15 protein-coding genes are annotated in these 23,488 nt (G+C 39.8%); 6 read left to right on the plus strand and 9 right to left on the minus strand.

The annotated features are described in order from the left end of the window. The first annotated feature begins 206 nt into the window (after positions 1-206). Entirely contained in the window at positions 207-2,363 is a 2,157-nt protein-coding gene (locus CV014_RS05395; RefSeq protein WP_236141088.1) for a bifunctional serine/threonine-protein kinase/formylglycine-generating enzyme family protein, read from the plus strand. A gap of 302 nt (positions 2,364-2,665) precedes the next feature. Here the strand turns inward: CV014_RS05395 and CV014_RS05400 are convergent, their stop codons facing one another. The 3 genes from CV014_RS05400 to CV014_RS05410 form a co-directional block, all read right to left on the minus strand. Further along, on the minus strand, positions 2,666-2,902 hold the full coding sequence (locus CV014_RS05400; protein ID WP_103136763.1) for a DUF433 domain-containing protein: 237 nt from the start codon (positions 2,900-2,902) through the stop codon (positions 2,666-2,668). Positions 2,903-3,010: 108 nt separating this feature from the next. After that, positions 3,011-4,078, minus strand: coding sequence for an NADPH dehydrogenase NamA (gene namA, locus CV014_RS05405; RefSeq protein WP_236141089.1), 1,068 nt, complete (start codon positions 4,076-4,078; stop codon positions 3,011-3,013). 93 nt (positions 4,079-4,171) lie between these two features. Next, positions 4,172-4,384 carry a hypothetical protein gene (locus tag CV014_RS05410; RefSeq protein ID WP_236141090.1) on the minus strand — a complete coding sequence of 71 codons (213 nt, stop codon included), beginning with the start codon at positions 4,382-4,384 and terminating at the stop codon, positions 4,172-4,174. A 1,172-nt stretch (positions 4,385-5,556) separates the two neighbouring features. Here CV014_RS05410 and CV014_RS05415 point away from each other — a divergent pair. Continuing rightward, entirely contained in the window at positions 5,557-5,826 is a 270-nt protein-coding gene (locus CV014_RS05415; RefSeq protein WP_236141091.1) for a hypothetical protein, read from the plus strand. On the opposite strand, the gene CV014_RS05420 is transcribed toward CV014_RS05415, so the two are convergent. Continuing rightward, a complete protein-coding gene (locus CV014_RS05420) occupies positions 5,780-5,935 on the minus strand; it encodes a hypothetical protein (RefSeq protein ID WP_236141092.1) in 156 nt (51 codons plus the stop codon). The genes CV014_RS05415 and CV014_RS05420 overlap by 47 nt on opposite strands. A gap of 114 nt (positions 5,936-6,049) precedes the next feature. Between CV014_RS05420 and CV014_RS05425 the strand changes: the two genes are divergently transcribed. The 3 genes from CV014_RS05425 to CV014_RS05435 all read left to right on the plus strand — a co-directional run bounded on the left by CV014_RS05425 (position 6,050) and on the right by CV014_RS05435 (position 10,398). Continuing rightward, a complete protein-coding gene (locus CV014_RS05425; RefSeq protein WP_236141119.1) occupies positions 6,050-8,293 on the plus strand; it encodes a CHASE2 domain-containing serine/threonine-protein kinase in 2,244 nt (747 codons plus the stop codon). Positions 8,294-8,759: 466 nt separating this feature from the next. After that, entirely contained in the window at positions 8,760-9,788 is a 1,029-nt protein-coding gene (locus CV014_RS05430; protein WP_236141093.1) for a VOC family protein, read from the plus strand. A gap of 19 nt (positions 9,789-9,807) precedes the next feature. Continuing rightward, positions 9,808-10,398 (plus strand): YdcF family protein, encoded by a 591-nt coding sequence (locus CV014_RS05435; RefSeq protein ID WP_236141094.1) that lies wholly within the window; start codon positions 9,808-9,810, stop codon positions 10,396-10,398. Here CV014_RS05435 and CV014_RS05440 read toward each other — a convergent pair. After that, positions 10,388-10,768, minus strand: coding sequence for a hypothetical protein (locus tag CV014_RS05440; protein WP_236141095.1), 381 nt, complete (start codon positions 10,766-10,768; stop codon positions 10,388-10,390). The two genes, CV014_RS05435 and CV014_RS05440, sit on opposite strands and share 11 nt — an antisense overlap. A gap of 154 nt (positions 10,769-10,922) precedes the next feature. Next, positions 10,923-11,903, minus strand: coding sequence for an endonuclease/exonuclease/phosphatase family protein (locus CV014_RS05445; protein ID WP_236141096.1), 981 nt, complete (start codon positions 11,901-11,903; stop codon positions 10,923-10,925). A 155-nt stretch (positions 11,904-12,058) separates the two neighbouring features. Here CV014_RS05445 and CV014_RS05450 point away from each other — a divergent pair, with 155 nt between their 5' ends. Beyond that, a complete protein-coding gene (locus CV014_RS05450; RefSeq protein WP_236141097.1) occupies positions 12,059-12,613 on the plus strand; it encodes a hypothetical protein in 555 nt (184 codons plus the stop codon). 299 nt (positions 12,614-12,912) lie between these two features. Here the strand turns inward: CV014_RS05450 and CV014_RS05455 are convergent, their stop codons facing one another. The 3 genes from CV014_RS05455 to CV014_RS05465 all read right to left on the minus strand — a co-directional run bounded on the left by CV014_RS05455 (position 12,913) and on the right by CV014_RS05465 (position 23,475). Next, on the minus strand, positions 12,913-15,552 hold the full coding sequence (locus tag CV014_RS05455) for an EAL domain-containing protein (protein ID WP_236141098.1): 2,640 nt from the start codon (positions 15,550-15,552) through the stop codon (positions 12,913-12,915). Positions 15,553-16,756: 1,204 nt separating this feature from the next. Then, positions 16,757-18,592 (minus strand): ShlB/FhaC/HecB family hemolysin secretion/activation protein, encoded by a 1,836-nt coding sequence (locus CV014_RS05460; RefSeq protein ID WP_236141099.1) that lies wholly within the window; start codon positions 18,590-18,592, stop codon positions 16,757-16,759. Between the two features lie 230 nt (positions 18,593-18,822). Next, on the minus strand, positions 18,823-23,475 hold the full coding sequence (locus CV014_RS05465) for a GAF domain-containing protein (protein WP_236141100.1): 4,653 nt from the start codon (positions 23,473-23,475) through the stop codon (positions 18,823-18,825). Between the last annotated feature and the right edge of the window lie 13 nt (positions 23,476-23,488).

A 23,488-nucleotide genomic window follows, 5' to 3' on the forward strand; every position in this document is an offset into this window, starting at 1 on the left:
AAAGGCGCAAAGGCGCAAAGATTTTTGACTAAAGTTGTGCGCTTACCCTCAATTTTTACCTCTTTGAATCTTGCAATTTTAACCCTGGGGGACAAGGTAGACAATAAATTATGCCCAATCCCCAGTCCCCAGTCCCCAATCTTGCCAGATTAAACCCTAAACAATTACACTAAACTTTATTCAGCTTCTCAGGGTTTACACTCATCTTGAACACACTGGCGGGACGCTACGAAATCATTAGGTTATTGGGCGGCGGTGGTTTCGCCGTCACATATCTGGCTAGGGATAACTTCCAACCCAGCAAACCTTTGTGTGTTGTTAAACAACTACGTCCTAACCAAACTGCAACTCGTGTTATAGAATTCTTTGAGAAAGAGGCCGCCATCCTCGAAAGGTTGGGAAAACATCCTCAAATTCCCCAACTCTTAGCGCACTTTAACCAAGACCAAAATTTATATATAGTGCAGGAGTTTGTCGAAGGACAAGATTTAAGTCGAGAAATTGTCCCTGGTAAGCGACTGAGTGAAAGTTATGTGACTAGACTTTTGCAAGATGCTTTAGAAGTCTTGTCTTTTGTTCATCAACAAGGAGTGATTCATCGAGATATCAAACCCCAAAACTTGATGCGCCAACAGGATGGCAAAATTATCTTGATTGACTTTGGCGCAGTCAAAGAACTGGGAACGTTAATGATTAATAGCCAAGGTGAAGTCAATTCTAGCGTAGTGATTGGCACGCCTGGTTATATGTCCTATGAACAGTATCGGGGTAAGCCTTGTTGTGGTAGTGATATTTACGCGTTAGGGATGACGGCTATTCAGGCTTTAACTGGTGTTTTGCCTTCAGAATTAGAAGAAGATAGCCAAACAGGTGAGATTATCTGGCAAAATCGAGTCCAGGTGAGTAATCATTTGGCTGAAGTGTTAACTAAAATGGTGCGTCATCACTTCAGTATGCGTTACGCTAACGCCACAGAAGCACTGCAAGCGTTAATCTCAGTCTCAGCGTCATTACCACCGACGGTTGTATCTGAGGTTAATAAGGAATTATATCTGCAAGAAGCTAGGAGTCGCGCCCAGCAAAGTCAAGGTAATTTTTCTGTGTTTGCTTTGAGAATATTAGAATCAAGGCGCGTTGAGTTGGGGTTATCGGAGGAAGAAGCGAGAGAAATTCAAGCACAAGTTCTGCAACCCTATCGGGAATATGAACGGAAGTTACAAGAGTATGAACAGGCGTTAATTGATGCGGTAACACAACAATATCCTTTTAGTCAGGGAACGCAAAAGGATTTACAAGACTATAAACAATATTTGGGACTCAAGGATGAGGATATTGCAGCAATAGAAGCACGGGTGTTTCCGCCTCAGCAATCAGAATTACAGCGTCAGCAGCAGGAAGCGGAAAGGTTACGTCAGGAACAACAACGACAAGCCGAATTACAGCGTCAGCAACGAGAAGCAGAAAGGTTACGTCAACAACAACAGCAACAAAAGAAAGCTTCTCAGCCTATATCTAACCTTGGTATTCCAACTCAGACTTTTGAATTTGATACCGCTATCGTTACCTTAAAATCGATAGGATTTTTAGGTTCAAGAACAAAAGAACATGAAATTCAACGTATTAGAAAACAGAACCTGTTTTATAGAGAAACCTTAGTTAATGGCGTTGTTTTAGATATGGTGGCGATTCCTGGCGGTAAGTTCTTGATGGGTTCGCCAGAAGATGAGCCAGAACGATCTAAGTCTGAAAGTCCACAGCATAATGTTACTGTAAAACCCTTCTTTATGGGTAAATTTCCCGTCACCCAGGCTCAATGGAAGGCTGTTGCCTCTCTTAGTAAGGTAAAGATTGATTTAAATCCTGATCCATCCCATTTTAAAGGTGCTAACCGACCAGTAGAAACTGTTTCTTGGGATGATGCGGTTGAATTTTGCACTAGACTATCCCAGAAGACCGGAAAAATATATCGCTTACCCAGTGAAGCAGAATGGGAATATGCTTGTCGAGCAGGGACAAAAACACCGTTTTATGTTGGCGACACTATCGCCACTGATGTAGCTAATTACAATGGGAATTTCAACCAAACAACAGATGTAGGAACATTCCCAGCGAACAATTTTGGCTTATTCGATATGTGTGGTAACACATGGGAATGGTGTCAAGATGAATGGCACGAAAATTATAATCAAGCACCAGTCAATGGTAATGTGTGGGCAAGTAATAATCAATATAAAGTTCTGCGTGGTGGATCATGGAATGGATATTCTTGGTATTGTCGTTCCGCGTGTAGATTTAGCAATGTTCCTCAATATCGCTATTATACTATCGGGTTTCGTTTGGTAGGTGAGATCGCTGTCTCTTAATTAGTGCGATCGCCTTTCAAAATCTAAGGTGCGCCAGTGCTGACGCACCCTAATAGACTATAAATATTGGTTGGGGGTAAGATCGCAATTAGCCATACCTGTCTGTGTTTCTTGTGTTGTGTGCGATCGCATCCATTGTAGTTTAGCCCTTGAAAAATTATTCATACTGACGCACCCTACTAAACTACTGGCGTGCGATGATACTTCAGTGTAGGCGATCGCTCTATCTTTTTGCTAACTCATATTTAATGATTTAAGAAAATTTGCCAGCCGCACTGGTAATTGAGCATCAACAAGAAATTTCATGAGGCGATTTTATGAATACTTTTGACTTGACTAAGTCGAGCTGCAAATAACAAAACAGCTAGTATATCTTCAGATTCTAAATCATCATAATCTGCTAATATTTGCTCTGTAGTCATACCAGAACTGAGCAATTCTAAAATAAACTCAACTGGATAACGCAGTCCTCTAATGCAGGGTTTTCCATGACAGATATAAGGATTCAGAGTAATACGTTGTAAAAGTGCATTATCCATACTATTGAGATATCTACAATGTTTTCTCTTATCCTAACATCTAGCTAATTGCCGCAACACTTGCTCTGGGAGACGCGATAAATCGCGTCTCTAAAAGTCGGTAGAAAATCATAACCAGGCTCGGTCATACTGCACTGGCCAATGTTTTTCATAGCCTAGCTGTTTAGCGGCTACATGAGGCCAGTAGGGATTGCGGAGGAGTTCCCTTCCTAAAAGCACTATGTCTGCTACACCATTGCGAATGATTTTATCTGCTTGTTCAGGGGAAGTAATTAAGCCGACTGCACCCGTGGCGATATCGCTGTCTTGACGAATGCGTTGAGCAAATTGGGTTTGATATCCAGGTTTAACGGGAATATTAATCCCAGGGATAATTGCACCAGAGGAACAATCTATTAAATCCACACCCAAAGATTTTAATTCTCGACTCAAAATCACACTCTGTTCAATATCCCACCCTTTATCTATCCAGTCTGTAGCGGAAATGCGAACAAATAGGGGATGTGTCTGCGGCCATACTTCTCGCACGGCGGTGACGACTTCACGCAGGAGGCGAGTACGATTTTCAAAACTACCGCCGTAATTATCTTGGCGTTGGTTGACTAGGGGTGAAAGGAACTGATGTAATAAATAGCCGTGGGCTGCATGAATTTCTATGACTTTGAAGCCTGCTTGTAGGGAACGTTGCGTGGCTTCGACAAAGGCTTGAATAACTTGTTGAATGCCTGCTAGACTCAGGGCTTCTGGTATGGGACTATCTTTACTAAAGGCGATCGCACTACTAGAAACAATCGGCCGCCAACCTTCTTGAGATTCATCTAATACCTTACCACCACGACTAGGTTTAGCTGTGCTGGCTTTTCTCCCCGCATGAGCTAATTGAATTCCAGCTACAGCCCCAAAGTTATGTATTAATCCGACAATTTTTGCTAAATATTCAATGTGGTCATCTGACCATATTCCCAAATCTTGGGGGGTGATTCGGCCGCGAGGTTCTACAGCCGCCGCCTCTGTAATAATTAAACCCGCACCACCTACTGCACGAGAGGCTAAATGAACCAAGTGCCAGTCGTTAGCAAATCCATTAGTGCTGGAATATTGGCACATGGGCGACATGGCAATACGGTTACGAAAGGTGACTTCACGAAGCTTGAACGGTTCAAATAGGTGTGCCATTAATACTAATTCCTTATCTGGTTTAGTAAAAAATTAGGAATAAAATTGGCGTTAAGAAACACTAAAGATGAAGAGGGGTAAGGGATCAACAACTCAAAACTCTACGCCTGAATTTCTTTTACCGTTTATTAATTTTTTAGAGGTCTGTGGTGTGATTTGACTATCGGGGGTATGTAATTCCCAGATATCTTGCTTTCCTAGTTCTTGATTGATGTGTAAATGTAAATTATCTGATAATTGCGGATTATGCCACAGGGAATATATTTCTGCGGATAACATTTCTCTTTCAATTTGTCCAAAGAACATAGGTATAATCTCCATGAAGAAATAATGATGAACTTTTTCTACAAATTGTGATCATAATTACAAAAAATTTTAATATTTAGTTAATTTACTGTGCAGCAAGAATATTACCAAAATAGCATTAATTTTGCTAAACAGAATACAAAAAAAGAAAGTTATTATTTGTATAACTAGTTTACTATTGTCTTTATAGCATTAATATAGCAATCCTCTTGACTTGCCATAAATTATTTAATTATATAAACAGCAAAAGACAGGAAATTACTAACTCAACTATCTGTATTATGAAAGCACATATTTTATTATATGTAGTGGCGTGGCAAGCCGAAAGTAGTGCAAAGATATAGTTCTTGTGGGATGGGCATCTTGCCCGTCCAGTGCAGGCAAGATGCCCATCCCACAAGAGAATTTTAATACAACATTTAAGGCTAGACAGTCCACTACGTATATTTCAGAAATCACATATGATTTCTATAGTTTATTTAGTGTTTACTGGCTCAATATGTTTTGAATCGTGAGTAATTAATTTATATGATTAATTCTATAATAACTACAGTTTAAGAGGCAGACATAAATTAATAATACACTAAATCGACAAAATTAGTGTATTATTGGAATATCTAACAACAAAACCTCAACTAGTCTCAGTGAGTAAATTTACTAAAAATCTCCTGTTGATGACTAAAAACCACCATCAAAAATAAAGGACAAGAATGATATCTTGTCCTTGATGATTAAAATAGCAAATGGTGTGTCGAATACGTCAGATGCGCCTGATGATATAAAAATTGCACGGTCGTGTTTCATAAGATGACCAGCGACCAATACCGATGAATTAGATCGGTGGCTTGCTTTCCAGAAGGAAAAGCTATTACATTAAACAAATATACATCATCATAGTCATAATTGCGAATATTTACTTGAAATTAATGACTTACCCGGTTGCTTGTAGCTCCAGTACCGTGAATAATTTAGCAAACAAATGTAAGAAGGGGTAAGGTTTTGGGATTACTAGAGTTAGTTGATCGTTTTTGAGAGAACAGGCTCGAAGAGAATAACTTTAGTTGAATCGTTGACGAATACTTAATGTCTAAATTGTAGTTAGACTATACATCAGGTATTATGCAAGCTGTTTACCCTAGAAATGAAGTGACGAAAACAGAGGGGATAAAAATATGAGGGTTTGGTTAGCTTGCTTTTTGGTGTTGTTCGCCCTAGCAGAATTGTTTGACTGGTTAAAGGGATTTTCTTTCCCCTTACCTATCTATATATTGGGTGGGGCTTTTCTTGCGGTTGCTTCCAACTACGACAAGATGATTGGTACATATTTTAGTGATGGTGGTGAACAGTCTCAGATAAACTCATTTACACCTTCTAGTGAACTTCCTCCTACGGTAGTCAATCAGGTGAAAGATTCTCAACAAGAGGAGAGTGGTGAGTGCTGAGTGGTGAGTAATGAGTAATGAGTAATGAGTAGTCAGTGGTGGGTTGAGAAATAAACTCTACCTTGTCTACTTTGTCCCCAGTCCCCAGTCCCCAATCCCCAATCCCCAATCCCTCACGTCCCATAACTTGCTAAATTAAATACAGCTAGCATAGGCAAGAAATTCATACCCAATGCCCAATGCCCTATGCCCCATTCCCAATTCAGGCTACTTTTTCAACGCTGTGATTAGTCGCATTTTTAACAGACTCCAAAGTGTCTTGATTAAGGATAGAAGTTACCGAGACAGCAGTTTTCGTCAGCACTGGTGGCGGATAATTTTAGTGACAAGTTTGGGGGTAACGGCTGTAGTTTGGGGTAGTCGGGAGTTGAAATGGTTGCAATCTTGGGAGTTAAAAGCCTATGATCAGATGTTGCGATCGCGTCCTGTAGAATCACCAGATCCGCGCATTTTAGTAGTAACCATTACCGAGGAAGACTTAGCTCAAACAAAATGGCCGCTTCCTGATACCACTATTAACCAACTCTTAGCTAAATTAGAAACCTATCAACCCCGTGTCATTGGTCTAAATATTTACCGACCACAACAGCAAAATTTAGCTCAAGGGTTAGAAAATCCCTCTAATATTATTAGCACTTGTGTATTAAGCAGTATGGGAAGGTCGGAAATTCCACCCCCTCCCAACTTTCCACCAGAAAATATTGGTTACAGTGATTTAGTTCCCGACAGTGAAGCAGATCAAATTATTCGTCGGGCGTTGGTATTTGCTGAACCAACAGACCAAAAATGTGCCACACCCTATTCCTTTGCTGCTTTAGTCGCAATTAACTATCTCGAACAAGCGGATATTCATGTCGATTTTGCCAAACACAACTTTCACCTCGGCAAAACCATCTTCCCTATTCTCTCCGCCAATGCTGGTAGTTACCAAGATATTAATGCTCGTGGATATCAAATTTTACTAAATTATCGCCACCCCGACCACTTAGCGCAGACTGTCACCTTAACACAAGTCCTCAAAAATCAAGTTAATCCCAATTGGGTCAAAGATAAACTAGTAATTATTGGGACAACAGCTAGCAGTGTTCACCCTGGATTATATACACCCTACAGTGCTGCTTCACAGCAACCCACTAGAACACCTGCTGTTTTTATTCATGCACAAATAGCTAGTCAACTCCTCAGTACAGTTTTAGATAAAAGACCATTAATTTGGTATTGGCCTGACTGGGTGGAATTAATTTGGATTGCTACTTGGTCAGGTGTCGGGAGTGTTTTAGGCTGGCGGCTGCGACATCCTTTATTGTTAGTAGTTGTAGGTGGTGCGACCTTAGCGGGTTTAGTAGGGATATGTGCAGGATTGTTTCTCCAAGCTGGATGGCTGCCTTTAATTCCTCCGGCTTTAGCTTTAATTATGAGTAGTGTGAGTGTCATGGCTTACACAACCTACAAAACACAGCAGCAAACTAAGGTAATGATGCTGCAAGTAGAAAAACAACAAGAAGCTATTGAACAATTAAATATTCTATTACAAGAAACCCAAGCAACCACAGCAACCACAGCCCTTTATGACCTCCATTCTCATAGTAATTCAGCTATTAGTAATGCCGAAAAAAATACTGGTGATTTTTTATTAGGTGGTCGCTATCAAATTACTTCTGTAATTGCGGCGGGTGGATTTGGGCGCACTTATTTAGCACAAGATACTCAAAGACCAGGAAACCCTAGTTGCGTTGTGAAAAAATTAATGCCCGCCCGTCGAGACACTAAATTTTTGCAAGTTGCACGTCGCTTATTTAATACGGAAGCAGAAATTTTAGAAGTGTTGGGTAAACATCAACAAATTCCCACATTGTTTGCTTACTTTGAAACAGATGAGGAATTCTATTTAATTGAAGAATATATTCCTGGACATACTTTACATGAAGAATTACCACCCACAGAGAATCTCAAAAGTGAAGCATTTGTAATTGCAATGCTCAAAGAAGTTTTAGAAGTTTTGGCTTTTGTACATGAGCATCGGGTAATTCATCGAGATATCAAACCAGCCAATATTATTAGATCCGCCAATGATAATAAATTAGTGTTAATTGATTTTGGTGCAGTGAAATTAATGCAGCCACCAAGCAGTGAAGAAACAGAATTAGCAACAGTCGCCATCGGGACGAAGGGATATGCACCACCAGAACAATTGGCCGGACATCCCCGTTTAGCTAGTGATATCTATGCTGTGGGGATGATGGGGATTCAAGCTTTAACAGGGATATCTCCCCAAGAACTCCAACTAGACCCCGATACAGGTAATGTGATGTGGAGAGAGTCTGCACAAGTAAGCGCAGAGTTAGCAGCAATTTTAGATAAAATGGTGTGTTATCATTTTGGCGATCGCTATCAATCAGCCCATGCTGTTCTCCAAGATTTAAATCACATTGCTAATTTAATCTCTACCTCAGCCTATTCTCACTAAAAATGAGCCTAATTATTTTTCGGACATAGCAAATTATCCGAGAAAAATCTCTGCGTATAGCTTGGCGGGAAAAAATTGTACATTTAATGCTGCTTCACACAACAAGAGTATCGACTTAAGGCAGATACTAAATACCAATTTATCAATAGTTCAAAAATTACAGAAATACCTGATGGTTTCAGCCATATTTTCTTCATAGAATCTGGCTCAATTACAGCAGATAATCTTCAAACACCACAAAAACTGCTAATAAAGCTAGTCTATAAAGCAATACGGTTTAGTTAAACCTAAAATTTGGGGTTTGTGAAGTAAGGAAAAGTTCGTAGTAAGGACTTCAGTCCTTAGATGAGGACTAAAGTCCTCACTACAAACTGTTTTCTTAACTGAACTGTATTGGTCTATAAAGAACGGTAAAAAATCTCTGGGAAATATTCTAAAATATGTCAGTTACAACTCAAATTTTGGCATGATTCAGGGGCAAACAACTGCGATTGAAGGAATCTATGAAGTCTGTATTGGCGTTCCCGATGCGATTTTTGCTATTCAATACTGGGAACAGTTTGGCTATCGCATTGGGCAAATGGGTGAACTATCCCCTGGTGCAGCGTATCAATTATATGGGGTAAATTCGGCTTTACGCTCAATTCGCCTGTACCATCAGAATGCAGATCATGGTTTGATTCGCTTGATGGTGTGGCAAAACCCCACAAATCCAGGTTTGGGGTTAGCCTCAATGAAAATTAAAGGGAATCGTTGGGCTACTAGTTTAACGGCTGATGTATTAACTATTTTAAATCATGCTGAGGAAGCTAAAGCCGCAGGTCGGGCTATCCGCTACACTCCTCCATACTGGGAAGTAATTTACCAGAAAGAGAGAAAAAGCCGTCCTTTTATTGATCCTGCGGTTGGGGTGCGAGAAATGTTGTTATTGCAACCATTGACAAGACAGGTATTGTTTCAAAGGTTTGGTTACAACGTACCCAATTACGGCACAATTCACCCCGCTTGTGCTTTTCAGACTAGCCAGTTTACCCACATGGGGATGATTATTCAAGATGACAGCAAGGAAAGCCTAAAATTTTACGAAGATGTTTTGGGGTTACTGCGGGTGCGTGATGATGTGGAAACTAGCTATGAATCTTCTTTAGCTGGGAGGGATCTTTTTGATTTACAGCCAGGGGAAAAGTTTATTGTCACCGCCTTTGATGATCCTCGTTCCTCTAAATCTGACTTAATGGCGGCGCGGAGTGGCAGGTTATATGTGATTCGATTTCCCAATGCCATGAATTTACAATCACGCTTTGAAGCCGCACAGCCTGGTAGTTTGGGGATGTCACTCTATACCTATCGGGTGCGTGGAATTGAAACCTATTGCGATCGCATCAAAGCTAGTCCTGTGCCAAAATTTACTAGTATTGTGGAAAATGAGTTTAGGGAGAAAAGTTTTTCCTTTGTCGCGCCCGATGGTTATTTCTGGAATTTAGTGGAAGGCTAAAATAGTCAGCAATTAAGCAATGACGAAAAGAAAGTTAATTTTTATTTTACTATCTTTACTGTCTGCGTTATTGGTGGCGATCGCATCTACAGCCATGAGCATTTATTTGTATGGCAATCATACTCCAAATCTGAAGGCAGATACAGCAATTGTTTTGGGTGCGGCGGTTTGGCAAACAGCACCTTCACCAGTGTTTCGAGAACGTATTCATCACGCCACTAATCTATATAACAAAGGTGATGTTAGTAAGATTATTTTCACGGGAGGAGTGGGAGATAAAAATGAACTTCCTGAAGCGGTAGTTGGTAGAAACTACGCTGTTAAACAAGGTGTAAAAGTAAAAGATATTTTCACAGAAACACTCTCACGCACAACTTACCAAAATCTCAAAAATGCAGGGGAAATAGTCTCCCATCATCAATTTACTAAGTGTCTCATTGTGAGTGACCCTTTACATCTCAAGCGAGCTGTCTTAATGGCTAGAGATTTAGGTATAGATGCCTATCCATCACCTACACCTACTACCCGTTATCGTAGTTTACAAAGTCAAATACCTTTTTTAATCCGTGAAACCTATTTTTATTTTGTCTACCTGATATTTAAAATTTAGTCACAGTCAGTTTTAAGCCAGAATCTAAACGAGGAACCTTAAGATAGTCAACAGGTTCAGTTCGTTGTGGAATTTGATTGTTGCGTAATTCTTGGCATTTTTTCACAATCGCATCAGGATTTTCGAGAAATTCCAAGGGGTTTAAGGATTGACATTGTGGGTCTTGTGCGACTGAAATGGAAGTGGCAGTATTTTGCAGATTATTGCCATGATTCCACTGACTATTGATGCTGACTGGTTCTGTTAACAAAGTCGCGGCTTCATGACGTTCGCTCACAACTTCTTGGGGATTTTCTTCATTAGCATAGGCACTGGGGCTAACTGCGATCGCACTTACAAGACAGACTAAGCTGATATAAAAGTATTTCATAAATAACCTCAGCTACCAAAAATTACAAAACCCAAATTCCCAACTTTGATTCAGTATAGTTATAACAGAAATATTTGTGATAGTCTCCATTATTAACTTAACGCAACTACATATAATTTTCCTGAGAATTCCCAAGCAAATATGTCAGCCTTTTCTAAGGTAAAACTAATTCTGTAATTAAAGCTGCATGATCAGAATTGGCATTACCTCCTGTATATGTTCTTACCACCTGAAAGTGTTTACTCACAAAGCAGTGGTCAATTGGAATATTCATTAATGGAATTAACCAATAGGGTAAATTAACATGAGTTGCCGGTCTAGGCCAGCTAGGTAAAATACCAAAACCTAAGCGAGTGTTATGTAACTTAGTTTTATGGACAAATCTACGGTAATAAGGCGACCAAGGTGTTAAATTAAAATCTCCTGCTAAAATCAAGGGCTGATTTATATTTTGAATATATTCAGCGATAGCAGCTAATTGGAGATTGCGACTATGAAAAGTTGCCGGTTTGACTGGAACTAATGGATGAGTACCAATAAATGTAATTAATTTGTTATCTATTGCTAAGTTTGCTACTAAATTATGTTTGGCTTTTTTATTGAAGTTATCAGCCCTAGCATCTTGAATCGGAAACTTACTAAAAAGAGCCAACCCGCCGCCTGGACTTCTAAAACTATAGGGAAAACTGGGCTTTAACTGGGGCTGAATTATGGTAAAAGCTTGTTGATCAATCTCTAACAATAAGGCTATGTCAGCTTGGCTATCTGTAACTAAATCGACAATTTTATCTTGGGCTTGATTTTGAATATTTAAATTAAAAGATAAAATCCGTAACGGTTTAGCTGTATGAGTAGTGATTTGTTGATTGTGGGGTAAATACCAAGGCAATACTTCAACTAAATTAATGCCTAGTAATAATATGGCAGTCAGAAATAATATTTTGTGCTTCAGATATCTAATTCGCCACAAAATAAATAAAATAATACTGGCTAACAATGATAAAATAAAATATTGGTAGCGAAAATGGCTAATTAACTCTAGTGGCCAAGACCAGGCAATGTAAGGAAATAATGACAGTAATCCTAAAATCACTAAAGTAGCGATCGCCACAATTAAGGCTATGCGTTGACTCATATAATTCAAGCACGTAAGTATTATCTATTAACATCAAGCACACTCACTTAATTTTCGGATAAGCAAAGAATGATCAAAATCAATAAATGCCCTACCGGAAGGGGACAAAAAGTAGTTGAATAAGTACCAGTAACTCACCAAAAAAAATTTTGCTCATGAGAATTTGGGCTGCAACATTTTTATTTACTTCTTCTTTGCTGATGTCTGGGATAGTTGATCATCCCTCAGTTTTCGCCAACAACACCAAAACACCTTCTCAGTCGCAGTTAAACAAAATTCCACAGATTGAAGTTAGTAAAGCTGAATTTGGCGTTGCCAAAATTGACTCCCAAGGCACATTTCACTTTACTCCTACCACAAAAGTGGTGCTAGAGGAAGGTAGTAAATATGGCTGGCGAATTCAATTGCAAAATGTTCAGGGTGAAGTCACATGGCGAGAAGTTATCCGATTACCCAAACCGCCAGAAACTTGGGCTACAGATAACGGCGAAAACTTTAAATTATCACCTGATGGTACTGAGGCGATTTCCCATCGTACCCAGTTAGCTAAAAACGGAGTGATTGAAAATTTTTGGACGATCGCACCTGGAGATCCCCCAGGTAAACATACAATACACGTATATGTTGATAACCGTCTTGTGGGTAATTTTGAATTTGAAATTTTACCGTCGGTAAAACAGGAGGTAGGAAGAGGACGGAAGAATAGGTAGAAGTCTTATACCAATTCACAATTCGCAATTCGCCATTCGCAATTCGCAATTAAAAAACTTAGATGCAGCAAAACTTTCAGGGTTTACATCTGTATCAGGTTTTTCGTGAAATGGTATTACTAATTCTGGATTTTGAATTAAAAGCCTAGTGGCGTGTCAAGCCCTCAATCTACAAGGCTGGGTTGACTTAAGGAAACCCAACACCGATATCCATGTTGGGTTTCACCTTTTTCCACCCATTAGAGACGAAGATTGAACAAGAAAATAATCCAAAATCCAAAATCGGTACAGTCAACAATTTATGTACTCATTCCGCTTTTACGCTGGAGAACTTCTGTTGCTTTCTCCGCAGATAGTGGCCTATGAAAATAGAAACCTTGGACATCTTCACAATGAATAGATTTTAAAAAGTCTATTTCCTCTTGTTTTTCCACTCCTTCGGCGGTGAGTTTTAAGCCCAAACTTCTACCCAAAGTCACAATAGCTTTGACAATATGGGCAACTCTAGTATCTGTTGTTAACTCGCGAATAAAAGAACTGTCAATTTTGAGGTTATGCAGTGGTAATAGTTGTAGTCTGGAGAGGGAAGAATGACCAGTACCAAAATCATCAATTGATAGATGTACCCCCATTGCTTCTAAATCGTAGAGTACCTTTTTGGTAAATTCTATATCCTCAATTGCGGTTGATTCAGTGATTTCCAACTCTAGATATTGTGGTTCTAGTCCTGTTTCTGCTAAGATTTGGGCGACTGTTTCCACTAAGTTGGGTTGGCGAAACTGTTTAGGCGATAGGTTAACAGCAATAATTAAAGGATTAAATCCGGCATCTTGCCAAGCGCGATTTTGTTGGCAAGCTGTTCTCAGTACCCATTCCCCAATCGTGACAATTAATCCGCTTTCTTCTGCTAGGGGAATAAAGACACTGGGTGCTACTATGCCCATTTCTGAATGTTGCCAGCGTAACAGTGCTTCCATGCCGGTAATTCGTTCGCTGCGGAGATTAATTTGGGGTTGATAGTAAACTGTGAATTCTCCTCGTTCTAGGGCATAGCGTAAATTTTTATCCAGATTTAAAATATCGGGAGTTTTGGCACTGAGGGATGTGGTGTAAAACTGATAGTTATTTCGCCCTTCATCTTTGGCATGATATAAGGCGGTATCGGCGTGCTGAATTAAAGTTTCTGCATCAGGGCTATGTTCATCTAATAAAGCAATGCCCAAGCTAGCACTGACGTAAAGTTCATGGCCTTCTAAATAAAATACATTCTCAAAGGCTTTTAAAATTCTCCAGGCTACCTGGGTGACTTCTTCTAAAAAGTGAATTCGAGGCAGCAGAATCGTAAATTCATCTCCTCCCCAACGGGCAACGGTGTCGCCACTTCTGAGGGAGGTTTGTAATCTTTGGGCGACACTTTGCAACAAGCGATCGCCTAAAGTATGTCCTAAAGTATCATTAATAATTTTAAAGCGGTCTAAGTCTAAGAAAATTACGGCTAAACTTTCGTTAGAGCGTGTGGCATTGGCAAGGGCTTTTCCTAGTAGTTCATCAAATAGCAAGCGGTTGGGTAATCCAGTCAATAAGTCATGGAGGGCTTGATAGCGGATTTTTTCTTCTACCTGCTGACGTTGCCATGCACCGCTAATACTAGCTGCCATTGTTAACAGTGCAGATTCTTCATGTTGAGACCAAATTCTTTCTTGGGTACAATCTGCTAATCCCAAGAAACCACAAAACTGCTCATCTAGGCGCAGGGGTACTAACAATAAGGATTGAATTCCGTCTCGCAGCAGTATTTCCTGTTCGTTAGCGGGGAAGTTTTTGGTAATCCCGTTAATTAGTTGTCCGTTAGATAGGACTGTATACCAACGTGATAGGGCAGGTAACTCATAAAGTTGATTTTGCCAGTGGTGTCGGGAAGTGGGCAGAGGGAAACGCGTCCATTCACATTGCAGGCTGACGGCTATTTCCCCAGTGAGGGGATGAAAATGGTTTTTAAACAGATAAGCCCGATCCACTTTTGCTGCTTCACCTAAGACAGCTAAGGCTTTGTCTACCCCAGTTTCATAATCCATTTCTCCCAGCAAGTAATTAGCTGCCCTAGCGACAGCTTCTAACAAGCGATCGCGTTGGTAAAGTTCCAGTTCGGCTTGTTTCTGCTCTGTAATATCTCTAATAATGTAAGTTCTAATTAAATCACTTTCCGCCAAAAAATGTACTGATTGTTCAAATACTTCCTGTCCAAATTGCACTTCTCGCACAAAGGAGTTAACTTTGCGGTTCTGTACCTCCGTTAATATCCCTTCCAGAATGGGGTGTTCTTTTCCCATCTCCCGGAGTCGCGGAAATTTAACTGTCGCCGCCGGATTTAGATAGGTTAGGTTCCCTTCTAAATCAGTTTCAATAATGGGATTGGGAATCATCTCTGGAAAAGAAGCCAAACGCGCCAACGCTGCATCACTCGCCCCTTCAAAGTTTGGATCTACTACTAGGGTATGAAAAGGTGTGACGGGTTGGGACTGTTCGGTGAGGAAATCAGATAAATTGTCTGCATTAACTGATTCATTTAAGGCTTCTTCGGAAAGATTAGAAATCGCATAATACTTAGCTTGAGCCTGATTACTGCCAAAGTGGATAATGTCTCCGTGTCTAAGATTATGAGAGACGCATCTTTCCCCATTGACGATTAAACCATTGGTACTGCCTTGTCCTTTGAAGTTACCATCAATAATTCGGAAACCATATTGTTCAGTTCCTGGTACGGTGACGCGCAGTAAAATTGCGTGTTGCCTAGAAACTGAACGAGAGTAAAGGATAATGGCGTTACTGCTATGCCTTCCTATAGAGTATGTAGCTTCGTGCAGGATAATGGTACGTTGCCCTTGTAAGTCTTGGACAACTAATAGATGACGTATTTTTTCTCTCTCGTTACCAGACATCACCCTGCCTCACACGCTCATGTCTTTAAATTTTTAAATTACAAAACTATATATAAATCTTATTTGACTACTGAATATACTGACTTTAGTAGGCAACAGGGAACAGTACGGAGTTTTATTCAACAAGTAAATGAATTCTATAGATTACTTATATAGATTTCAATCGGTATTTAGCTGCAACTTATCGGAAAAGCTATCAGCCTGAAGTTACAACAGTCTGTGAGGAAACTGCTGTTTTTACTAATGGGACATTATGTATCAGTAATTTACTCATTGGCTAGCTAGTTTTATCATCATTAGTTTTGTCAATCTCTTACTCTTGAACAAACCAATTCTCTACCTTTAGCAGTTGAATAATCTTTAGTTTTTTGATTCTTGCCTGATTATACACTATAAAAATAAAAGATTGAAATTATACATGGTAACTTTACGGAATTTTATTTTTCGACAATGTTTCATAATTCACGACTTATGATTGCTAGGATAAAATGCTCTCTAAATAGCAACTATACAATAAATAAAATATGCCTATTGTAAATACTACTGGAGATAGATTTCAGAAGCTCAAAACAGATGAATATACAGATTAATCTCATTTGAGATAAATGCAATTAGACTAGTTTATCACTTAAGTAGTTTGTCCTTATTTTTAGCTGCAATGTAAAGTTTATTTGTAAGTAACCTCACCTCAACCGTATTCATACTATTCAAACTCCCACGTTATCCTTTGGGAAAGAGTACAATCAACCCTGAAGGAGTGAATAAGTCCTATATCACTTGAGTATTGATGATATTGACCCTCAGAATTTTAGATTTTAAATTTTGCGGAAAGTCTGTAGCTTGCTTCCCCCAAGGTGCGGAGGTTTCCTGCGATTAGAACTTTCCACGACGGATTTTGGATTATTTTTGGCACAAGCCCCACCGTGGATGGAACAAATCTAAAATACTCGCTGCGCTGCGTCCGCTACTAAGACCGTCATTTATGGGTGCAGTCAATCTAAAATCCAAAATCTAAAATTGATTGACTGTTAACTTATTAAACCTGAAACATGAGTTTTCAACAGATCATAAACTGGAGTAGTCATTGTCTAATTTAGACGCGAAAACTGCAAGATTTATTGAGAAGTTCATGAAGAATTAATGCAGTAAAAAATACTGTAATTGCAATTAGTAAGTAGACGTATAGGCACAGTTGTGTTGGCGATTAAAAAGGACTATAAAGGACAGAAAAATATAACCCATTTTCCTGCCAAGTGTTGGTTTGAGAGTCAACGGATACAAGAGGGATGCCCCAGTCTAGACGTGCAGTGAAGCGATCGCCTTGAAACCAACGCAAGCCCAACCCAACTGATGCTAAGGTATTAGGGTCAGGATTGCTGCGGGAATTATTCCAGGCTACCCCCAAATCAGCAAAAGGTACGATTTGCAACCCACCACGAGATTGAGAGAAACGTAAAATAGGTATTTGCACTTCTGCGGAGGCAAAAGCACCATTATCAGACAGCAGAAAATCTTGACGATAACCCCGCACACTATCAAGTCCACCGACACCAAACTGTTCTAAGGGTAACAAGGTGCGAGATGCTAACTGTGTATTGGCGCGTACTATTAATAAGGTGTCTGGTGCTAGTAACCTTGCCCATTGTGCTTGTCCCTGCCAAGAGAAAAATCGGCTATCAGGGGCATCTTGATTAACGGTGGCATTAAATGCACCTATACCGAGATTAAACTGCGATCGCAAAGCAATGACTTGGCGATTATTGCGAGTCGTCCATTCTTGGAAAAAGCGTAACGCAGATATGCGCGTACTGCCGTTATCATCAGCACCCAAGGAAGGGAAGGGTATTCTAGCACCATCTATATAGGTAGCTTCACTTTCCCGGCGTGAAGCTGTCAGTCCCACAGCTAATTCTTGGGTAGGAGTTTGTATCAGGGGCTGACGGAATGTCAATTCATAGTAACGAGAAGCCGATTCAATATCGAGAATATTGAAGGGTTCTTCAATCACATTACTAGCGGAAGTCCCCACACTGAAACTGATAGTGCCGTTGCGGGGATTGATTGGTAAAGTGTAGTTGAAATCAAAAGTGTCACTACCATCGGTATTGGCATAAGCTAAACTTAAACCATCTCCTAAACCCAATAGATTCGCTTCGTTAACTTGCAAGCGACGGCGAAAACTACCCACACTGGGGGAACGACCATTATCTAGGGCGATTTGAGTATTAAAAGTTCTGGCTTCCTTGATTTGCACTTGCAATAAACTCGTCCCTGGACGCGCACCAGCTGATAAATCTGCCGACAAATTGGCAATTAAGGGATTGAGTTGTAGGATTTGCAGTGCTTCCAGTAACTTGTCTCGATTGAGGGGGGGTTGAGTGGCGATCGCTAACCGACTGCGGACATAATTAGGATTGAGTCGTCTGGTTCCAGTCACCTGAATATCTTCTAATCTGCCTTCCACCACCTGAATTTTAATCACACCAGATTTAATGGCTTGGGGTGGAATGTAAGCACCAGAGGTAATGTAACCGTTGTTGACATATAATTCCGTGATTTTCGTCCGTGCCTGAAATAATTCGGCTAAAGTAATAGGTCTATTGGTAAATTCAGCCGTCACCTTGGCTAACTCTTCTGGACTAAACACAGTGCTACCAACCACCTCAAACCTTTCTACTGTAATGGTTTGAACAGTATTTACTGGTGGGGGTTGCTGTGGTTGCGTGTCGGGGGTAGGTTGGAGTAGTTGATCTGGTGATGGTAAAGGCTGTATAGGTTGGGTAGGAGGTAAATTAGGAGACACAGGTGGTTGAACATCCTGTGGTGGTGGTAACTGCTGTGACAAAAGTAACTCATCCCCAACCGGATAACTAAAAGATTGCGGAAGTCCCAAAGGTAGATTGTTTTCCTGATGATTTTGGAGAATCGTAGCTGATGGTACATTTTCAACAGCTTGCGCCTTCATCACAGGTAAATCCACACCGCTAAGTAATGCCAAGATACTTAGAGTCAACCCTGATACTGTAAATGTTGGGGACATTGATACATCATGCTACTAGAGTCTTTTGCCAAAGATACAACAAAATGTCCGTAAGACCAAGTCTTAGTCAATAGTCAATAGTCAATAGTCAATAGTCATTAGTCATTAGTCATTAGTCATTACTCAGCACTCAGCACTCAGCACTCAGCACGGGCTAAACGCCCCGCTACCGCTAACAGCACTCAGCACTCATTACTCAGCACTCATCACTCATTTAGTCTCTCAAGCTGCTAATTGGCTATTACAAAACTCTGAATACGATGAAAAATCTCTTCTATCTCTAGAATTAACTCAGTAATACCTCTATGTTCTTGCTTTTGAGCTAGTTGTTCTATTTGGTCAACAGCTGCATACATAGTTGTAGCACCTACATTGGCACTGGCACCTTTAATATGATGAGCTTGTTGAGCTAATTGATGAAAATCATTAGTAGTAATCGCTAGTTTTATTAACTCTAAACGGGACTCGGTATCTTCAACAAATAACTGTAGAAGATTCATGGAAAAGTCATGATCATTTTCAGAAATTTGCTGCAATTGCTGCCAATCAATTGGGATGTTTTCAATCTCAATTTTGGGTGTTTTTTCATCTGTAGGCTCTAATATTTCTTTCTTGGTGTTGGATAATACAACCTGACTCCAATGTTCTAATACTAAAGCCAAATTTTCTTTCATGACGGGCTTACTTAAATAATCATCCATGCCAGCATCTAGACACATTTGTCTATCTTCTTTCATAGCATTAGCAGTCATGGCAATGATTACAGGACGACGATGATTAGCAAAGGCACTCTCTGGACGACGATGAATTTCTCTGGTTGTTTCTAAACCGTCGAGGACTGGCATTTGACAATCCATTAAAATCAAATCATAAGGCATTATTTCTAATAATTGTAAAACTTCTTGCCCATTCGCCGCCACATCAGCATTGTAACCGAGACTTTGAAGTTGTTTTAATGCTACTTTCTGATTAACTAAGTTATCCTCAGCTAGTAAAATTTTCACTTTCAAGGAACTTGTAGCACAATGATTGTTTTTTTGGTCTGTGTTGTTTATTTCTGGCTGCTGGTTGATAACTTTCAAATCTTGTCGTAAAACTCCATCTTTATTCCCTAAAACCTTCATAATGATGTCAAAGAGCCGAGACGCTTTCACCGGTTTAACTAAATAAGCAGCAAAACCTATGTTTAATGCCTGATTTACTTCTTCTCGTTGATTAGTAGAAGTGAGCATAATTAAAGGTATTTCAGCAATAGCTAAGTTGGCCTTAATTTGTTTCCCCAAATCCAGACCATCTATACATGGCATCTGCATATCAATTAAGACCACATCATAAGGTTTGTTTTGTTGACAAGCTGCTATCATAGCCTTGATGGCAGCATCAGCACTCTCAGCTTGATCTACCTGCATTCCCCATCGGATAGCTTGATGGCAAATAATCTTACGATTGGTGGCATTATCATCAACGACTAATAAGCAGCGATCGCTCAATACAGGGTATTCATCAATACTAATAACAGGCTCTTGTTGCTGAGTGAAAGGAATCTCAAACCAAAATTTAGAACCCTCACCTAACTGACTCTCTACTCCAATTTCTCCTCCCATCAGGTTTACTAATTGCTTGCAGATAGCTAATCCCAAACCGGTGCCACCATACTGACGAGTATTAGAAGCATCAACTTGAGTAAATGGAGTAAACAATTTTCGTTGGTTTTCTTCGGTGATGCCAATACCAGTATCTGTAATCGTAAAGTAAATATTAGCTTTAGTAGCTGTTTGTAATGGAGTTTCATGCACCATAGGTGAGCGCAATTGTGCGCGGATTATTACCTCTCCTGTGCTAGTAAATTTAATCGCGTTACCAACTAAGTTCATTAAAATTTGTCGCAGACGACCCGCATCTCCTTGTAGGTAAATAGGAACGTTAGATTCAATCAGAGCAGCAATTTCTAACCCTTTTTTATGAGCTTGAGGAGCTAATAAATTTAACACTTCTTCTAGACAAACAGATACATCAAAATTAAGATTTTCTAAAACCATTTCTCCTGATTCAAGTTTAGATAAATCTAAAATTTCGTTAATTAGGCTTAAAAGAGCATCACCGCTAATCCGAATTGTCTCCATGAAATCTTGCTGCATTTGGTTGAGAGGCGTTTCTAACATCAGGCCAGTCATCCCTAAGACAGCATTCATGGGAGTCCGAATTTCATGACTCATATTAGCTAAAAATGCACTTTTAGCTTGCGATGCTAATTCTGCTTGACTACGAGCCAGTTCTAGTTCTTTGCGCTGCATAACTTCTGCTTCTAGCAGTTTAGCTTGAGCCAAGGCTATGCCTATTTGATTGGCTAACTCTCGCAAAAGTTCTATTTCCCAGTGAGTCCATTGACGTGGTTGACTACATTGATGAGCAACTAGCAGTCCCCAGAGTTCATGTTTATAAATAATAGGAACAACAAGATTAGCTTTGACAGCGAATCTTTGTAGTAATTCAACGTGACAAGCTCGTATATTAGCCTGCTCAATGTTTTCAATAGTGCTTATTTGTCCTTGGCGATATTTTTGGAGATAATTCTCAGCAAAACAAGAATCAATAATTCTTTGTCCTTTAATTATGGGAAAGCCTGGCAGTACGGCTTCTTGAACTGCAATTACAGAACCATCTATTTCTAAACGCAAAATTAATATTCGGTCTGCTTGAAGTACCTGTTGCACCTCTTTAACGCTAATTTCGAGAATTTCTTCAATTTGTAGAGACTCACGAATTTTTAGTGCTACATTACCTAGTAATTGCAATCGCCTGTCTTGCCTTTGTAATTCTTGTTCTGATTGCTTACGTTGAATAAACTGACCCACCTGTTGACCGATGGAGTTCATGATTTTCACTAAATCTGGGTCATATTGCTGAATTTTGTGACTAAAGCAAGTAATCACACCCAAAACCTTCTGCCCATTACGAATGGGAAAACCAAAAGCACCATGTAGTCCAACTTGTGCCGCCATCTCATGTCGCAAAAAGCTGTCATCATCAACAACATCCACTAGCCAAATAGGTTCCCTACTACTCCAAACTCGGCCGGGTAGTCCCATCTCGGAGGCAAATGTGATTTTCTGAGTTAGTGTTTTGAACTCTTCGATATCCAAAGTTGGTTGATGCCACATCTGGGAAAAGGCCAGTATATTAGTCTGCTCATTTACTAGCCACATTTCACTCACATCCCATACCAAACTCTGGCCAATAGCTTGCAGAATTTGGGGAGTGGCCTCGGCAACTGTAGGAGACTCTGCTAGGATGCGATTGATGACGTATTGTGCGGTTAAATGCTGTTCTGCGCGCTTACGTTCTGTAATATCAATGCCTGTAGCAATAATGTATTCTACTGATCCTTCGCTGTCTTGAAGAATCGTATTCGACCAAGAAATCAGGCGTAGGCTACCATCTTTAGTTCTCCAATAGTTTTCATAGTTGGGCGTAAGATGACCGACTCTTAACTGCTCAAAAATTGCTTTGATTGGCTCTACTTCTTCAGGAATTAAAAATAAATTCCAGAAATATCTATCCCTAACTTCATCGAATGAGTAACCAGTTATTTGCTCACAAGCTTGATTAAATCGAACAATTTTTCCTTGTGAATTGACGACTATGACTAAGGCACTGACTGTATCTAAGACTGCTGAAATGAAATTTCGCTCTTCATGCAGTGTATCTTCTACAGTCTTGCGCTGGGTAAATTCACAATAAATCAAATAGTAAATGATCGCCAAAATCAAAAAACTGGCACCGATGGCGATCGCTATTTGCAATATTTTCTGATATGCACTATCTTGGACAATCTGTGATTGACGTTGTAGTTCTGCTTTTTCCTTTTGTTTCATATCATGGATAACCTTACGAATATCATCCATAAGGTTTTTTCCATGATCGGTCAAAGTAAATTGTAATGCAGCATCAAATCCCTTGTTTTGGCGTAATTCTGTAGTGTGTTTGAGTTCATTCAGCTTGGCTAATACTAAGGTTCTGAGTAAGTTGAGGTTTTGTTGTTGCGATTGATCAGATATTAAATTTCTCAGATTTTCCATTTCTGGTTGCACTTCTGTAAGTGCTTCCTGATAGGATTGCAGATAACTTTCTTTGCCAGTGAGAATATAACCTCGTTGCCCAGTTTCAGCATCTTTGATTTTAGATAGTAATTCCTCTAAGGTATTGATTGTCTCTTGAGTTGTGATAACTTGGTTACTACTATTAATTAAAGCTATTGTATTCTGATAATGAACTAAGCCAATCAGAATTAAAATTATCGATGCTAAACCAAAGCCACCTGCAACTCTTTGAAAAAAATGCTTACGTATCTTTTCTACCTGTTTACGTCCATTATTTACAAGTGCTAAATTCGCTAAATTACGCCGCATCTCCATTTGTTTAATGACTTGGCGACCGATAATTTTTAAAGCTTCCACCTGTTGCGGAGTTAAATTTCTCGGTACATAGTCAACAACGCAAAGTGTTCCTAAAGCATAGCCTTCAGGATTGGTTAGCGGTACACCAGCATAAAAGCGAATATGAGGATCAGAAGTCACAAATGGATTTTCGGCAAATCTTTCGTCGGCTGTAGCATCAGGTATAGTAAAAACATCAGATTGGAGAATAGCATGGGCGCAAAAGGCAATATCTCTTGGTGTTTCTAGTGCATCTATTCCAACTTTTGATTTAAACCATTGACGATTTTGATCAACTAAACTGACCAAAGCAACGGGTGTTCCACAAATATATGATGCTAAACTTGTGAGGTCATCAAATGCCGCTTCCGATGGAGTATCAAGAATTTTATACTCTAAAAGTGCTTCAATTCTTTGCGCTTCGTTGTCAGGTAATGGTGCCGTCATTTTTAATATATTT

The organism is Nostoc sp. CMAA1605, from assembly GCF_021596505.1.
Classification (GTDB): Bacteria; Cyanobacteriota; Cyanobacteriia; order Cyanobacteriales; family Nostocaceae; genus Trichormus.